We start from the raw sequence: 5,275 nt of genomic DNA, 5'->3' as shown, positions 1-5,275 counted from the left end.
TGCCGATTGCTCGGCAGGAAAAGCGTACATAAGCTTACGGGTTATTAGTACTACTCGACTATGACATTACTGCCTTTACATCTATAGCCTATCAACGTGGTCATCTCCCACGACCCTTAAAAGAAATCTCATCTTGTGGTGGGTTTCGCGCTTATATGCTTTCAGCGCTTATCCCTTCCAAACGTAGCTACTCTGCGATGCCACTGGCGTGACAACAGATACACTAGAGGTTTGTCCAATTCGGTCCTCTCGTACTAGAATCAGATCCACTCAAATTTCTTGCGCCCACAGTAGATAGAGACCGAACTGTCTCACGACGTTCTGAACCCAGCTCGCGTGCCACTTTAATGGGCGAACAGCCCAACCCTTGGGACCTTCTCCAGCCCCAGGATGTGACGAGCCGACATCGAGGTGCCAAACCCCCCCGTCGATATGAGCTCTTGGGGGAGATCAGCCTGTTATCCCCGGCGTACCTTTTATCCTTTGAGCGATGGCCCTTCCATGCGGAACCACCGGATCACTATGCTCTACTTTCGTACCTGATCGACCTGTATGTCTCTCAGTCAAGCTCCCTTATGCCATTGCACTCTACGCACGGTTACCAAGCGTACTGAGGGAACCTTTAGAAGCCTCCGTTACTCTTTTGGAGGCGACCACCCCAGTCAAACTACCCACCAAGCAATGTCCCCCGCTTATGCGGGGTTAGGCCTCAGATAAACAAAGGGTTGTATTTCAACAATGACTCCACAACGCCTAGCGACGCCACTTCACAGTCTCCAACCTATCCTACACATCATTTATCCAAGGTCAATACTAAGCTATAGTAAAGGTGCACAGGGTCTTTTCGTCCCACTGCGGGTAAGCGGCATCTTCACCGCTACTACAATTTCACCGAGCTCATGGCTGAGACAGTGTCCAGATCGTTACACCATTCGTGCAGGTCGGAACTTACCCGACAAGGAATTTCGCTACCTTAGGACCGTTATAGTTACGGCCGCCGTTTACTGGGGCTTCATTTCAATGCTTCTCCGAAGATAACATCTCCACTTAACCTTCCAGCACCGGGCAGGTGTCAGGCCCTATACTTCATCTTACGATTTTGCAGAGCCCTGTGTTTTTGATAAACAGTCGCCTGGACCTCTTCACTGCGGCCAGCATTGCTGCTGGCGACCCTTCTCCCGAAGTTACGGGTCTATTTTGCCTAATTCCTTAGCCATGAATCTCTCGAGCACCTTAGGATTCTCTCCTCGACTACCTGTGTCGGTTTGCGGTACGGGTACTTATTACCTGAAGTTTAGAGGTTTTTCTTGGAAGCCCTTAGGCGCACTATCTCTTCTACCGAAGTATCCGAGTACTATCGTATTTCCCCAAAACCCGTGGATTTGCCTGCGGGTCTTATAGGTAGGTACTTCAACGAACTATTCCGTCAGTTCGCGGCGCTTTCATCACTCCGTCACCCCATCACAGTAATAACTAGTACGGGAATATTAACCCGTTGTCCATCGACTGTCCCTTTCGGGTTCGCCTTAGGTCCCGACTAACCCACAGCTGATTAGCATAGCTGTGGAAACCTTAGTCTTTCGGTGTGCGGGTTTCTCGCCCGCATTATCGTTACTTATGCCTACATTTTCTTTTCTAACCAGTCCAGCAGGCCTTACGACTCACCTTCAACCCTGTTAGAATGCTCCCCTACCACTACCTAAATAAATAGGTAATCCATAGCTTCGGTAATATACTTATGCCCGATTATTATCCATGCTCGTCCGCTCGACTAGTGAGCTGTTACGCACTCTTTAAATGAATGGCTGCTTCCAAGCCAACATCCTAGCTGTCTGGGCAGACAAACCTCGTTCTTTCAACTTAGTATATATTTGGGGACCTTAGCTGATGGTCTGGGTTCTTTCCCTCTCGGACTTGGACCTTAGCACCCAAGCCCTCACTGTTATGAAACATTATATAGCATTCGGAGTTTGTCAGGAATTGGTAGGCGGTGAAGCCCCCGCATCCAATCAGTAGCTCTACCTCTATATAACTTTACGCATAACGCTGCACCTAAATGCATTTCGGGGAGTACGAGCTATTTCCGAGTTTGATTGGCCTTTCACCCCTACCCACAGGTCATCCGAAGACTTTTCAACGTCAACCGGTTCGGACCTCCACACTGTGTTACCAGCGCTTCATCCTGCCCATGGGTAGATCACACGGTTTCGCGTCTAACACTACTGACTAAAGCGCCCTATTCAGACTCGCTTTCGCTACGGATCCGTGGCTTAACCACTTATCCTTGCCAGCAACGTTAACTCGTAGGCTCATTATGCAAAAGGCACGCCGTCACCCCACGAAGGGGCTCCGACCGCTTGTAAGCGTATGGTTTCAGGATCTATTTCACTCCGTTATTCACGGTTCTTTTCACCTTTCCCTCACGGTACTGGTTCACTATCGGTCTCTCAGGAGTATTTAGCCTTAGCGGATGGTCCCGCCAAATTCAGACAGGATTTCTCGTGTCCCGCCCTACTCAGGATACCACTATTGTTATCTTCTATTACTTATACAGGGCTATCACCTTCTTTGGCTCTACTTTCCAGTAGATTCTAATTCTATCGGCAACAAATATCGTGGTCCTACAACCCCAAATATGCCGTAACATCTTTGGTTTGGGCTAATCCGCGTTCGCTCGCCACTACTTACGGAATCACTTTTGTTTTCTTCTCCTCCGCCTACTTAGATGTTTCAGTTCAGCGGGTTTGCCCACCTATCGGTGTACTATGTCTTCAACATAGTGGGTTGCCCCATTCAGGTATCTACGGATCATATCGTGTGTGCCAATCCCCGTAGCTTTTCGCAGCTTATCACGCCTTTCATCGCCTCTGAGAGCCAAGGCATCCCCCATACGCCCTTATTTTGCTTATTGTACCAATCATTCAATTAAGAATGACCGTTTCTTTTACTTGTCTAATGATAAACAAGTAAAATATGCTTTCTACTTTTTATTATTTTCTTATCTCAATATGTCAATGAACTTTAATAGGTATTAAGATTTTTGTATTAAGTATTAAGACCTTCGTCTTGATACTTTGTACTATTATCTTTGTACCTTCTTGTGGAGAATAACGGAGTCGAACCGTTGACCTCCTGCGTGCAAGGCAGGCGCTCTAGCCAGCTGAGCTAATCCCCCATGTTTTAGTAGGCAGTTATCAGTCGCAGTTTGCAGTTTGTAACGTGCTCACCTCAATGTGATCTCACTCTTCTTCTAAAATTTCCTTTTATCCTGAATTCTTTTCAGGATATTTAAGTCTTAATAGTTGTCTCGGACAGACTCGAACTGTCGACCCCTACATTATCAGTGTAGTACTCTAACCAGCTGAGCTACGAGACACTCTTATTCTTAAATTTTTATTCTTTTTTTTTAAATTAACAGCAAGAGTAATAAAATGTCTTTATTTATTTCCAATAAGAACTTTTGTCTTCTTTCCCTAGCGTGCGTTTCTTAAGTAGTAAGTCATAAGTAATAAGTATAAATACTTGATCACTAATTCTTATTACCTCATACTTAGCTAACACTAAGGCTCTAGAAAGGAGGTGTTCCAGCCGCACCTTCCGGTACGGCTACCTTGTTACGACTTAGCCCTAGTTACCAGTTTTACCCTAGGCAGCTCCTTGCGGTCACCGACTTCAGGCACCCCCAGCTTCCATGGCTTGACGGGCGGTGTGTACAAGGCCCGGGAACGTATTCACCGGATCATGGCTGATATCCGATTACTAGCGATTCCAGCTTCACGGAGTCGAGTTGCAGACTCCGATCCGAACTGTGACCGGTTTTATAGATTCGCTCCTGGTCGCCCAGTGGCTGCTCTCTGTACCGGCCATTGTAGCACGTGTGTAGCCCAAGGCGTAAGGGCCGTGATGATTTGACGTCATCCCCACCTTCCTCACAGTTTGCACTGGCAGTCTTGTTAGAGTTCCCGACTTGACTCGCTGGCAACTAACAACAGGGGTTGCGCTCGTTATAGGACTTAACCTGACACCTCACGGCACGAGCTGACGACAACCATGCAGCACCTTGTAAATTGTCTTGCGAAAGATCTGTTTCCAAACCGGTCAATCTACATTTAAGCCTTGGTAAGGTTCCTCGCGTATCATCGAATTAAACCACATGCTCCACCGCTTGTGCGGGCCCCCGTCAATTCCTTTGAGTTTCATTCTTGCGAACGTACTCCCCAGGTGGGATACTTATCACTTTCGCTTAGCCACTGAGATTGCTCCCAACAGCTAGTATCCATCGTTTACGGCGTGGACTACCAGGGTATCTAATCCTGTTCGCTACCCACGCTTTCGTCCATCAGCGTCAATCAATTAGTAGTAACCTGCCTTCGCAATTGGTATTCCATGTAATCTCTAAGCATTTCACCGCTACACTACATATTCTAGTTACTTCCTAATAATTCAAGTCAGACAGTATCAATGGCCGTTCCACCGTTGAGCGATGGGCTTTCACCACTGACTTATCTGACCGCCTACGGACCCTTTAAACCCAATGATTCCGGATAACGCTTGGATCCTCCGTATTACCGCGGCTGCTGGCACGGAGTTAGCCGATCCTTATTCTTACGATACCGTCAAGACTCTACACGTAGAGTTGTTTCTTCTCGTATAAAAGCAGTTTACAATCCATAGGACCGTCATCCTGCACGCGGCATGGCTGGATCAGGCTTGCGCCCATTGTCCAATATTCCTCACTGCTGCCTCCCGTAGGAGTCTGGTCCGTGTCTCAGTACCAGTGTGGGGGATCTCCCTCTCAGGACCCCTACCCATCGTTGTCTTGGTAAGCCGTTACCTTACCAACTAACTAATGGGACGCATGCTCATCTTTCACCGATAAATCTTTAATATCATGTTGATGCCAACTCGATATACTATAAGGTATTAATCCAAATTTCTCTGGGCTATCCCTTTGTGAAAGGTAGATTGCATACGCGTTACGCACCCGTGCGCCGGTCTCTAATTCCGAAGAACTATACCCCTCGACTTGCATGTGTTAAGCCTGCCGCTAGCGTTCATCCTGAGCCAGGATCAAACTCTTCATCGTATATTGTGTGCTTGAATTGCTTCAAGCTATTGTTATTCGACTCCAATTCTATCGGTTTTTTAAAATCTCTCGATTCTATTACTCTTATTCTTTTGCTTTAACATCTCTGTTAAAACGGCTGTCAATTCAATATGTCTAGGAACGTGTTCTTGTCTTATTCTTTACCTCAATCAACACTTGTTAAAGTGT

The 5,275-nt window shown here is 46.9% G+C and carries 2 tRNA genes and 2 rRNA genes; all 4 read right to left on the bottom strand.

Annotated elements, in window-relative coordinates:
- Window positions 1-24 precede the first annotated feature (24 nt).
- A 23S ribosomal RNA gene (locus E0F91_RS17360) occupies window positions 25-2,911 on the bottom strand.
- A gap of 190 nt (window positions 2,912-3,101) precedes the next feature.
- A tRNA-Ala gene (locus E0F91_RS17355) sits at window positions 3,102-3,175 on the bottom strand.
- A 127-nt stretch (window positions 3,176-3,302) separates the two neighbouring features.
- Window positions 3,303-3,376 (bottom strand) — tRNA-Ile (locus tag E0F91_RS17350).
- Window positions 3,377-3,572: 196 nt separating this feature from the next.
- Window positions 3,573-5,086: ribosomal RNA gene (locus E0F91_RS17345) — 16S ribosomal RNA — on the bottom strand.
- Together the 16S and 23S rRNA genes with 2 tRNA genes alongside form the textbook arrangement of a ribosomal RNA operon.
- Window positions 5,087-5,275 lie beyond the last annotated feature (189 nt).

Origin of the sequence: Flavobacterium sandaracinum (assembly GCF_004349135.1) — a bacterium.
In the GTDB taxonomy this organism is placed as follows: domain Bacteria; phylum Bacteroidota; class Bacteroidia; order Flavobacteriales; family Flavobacteriaceae; genus Flavobacterium; species Flavobacterium sandaracinum.
The sequence above is the reverse complement of the archived record's forward strand: the minus strand, read 5'-3'. Positions and strand labels throughout refer to the sequence as shown.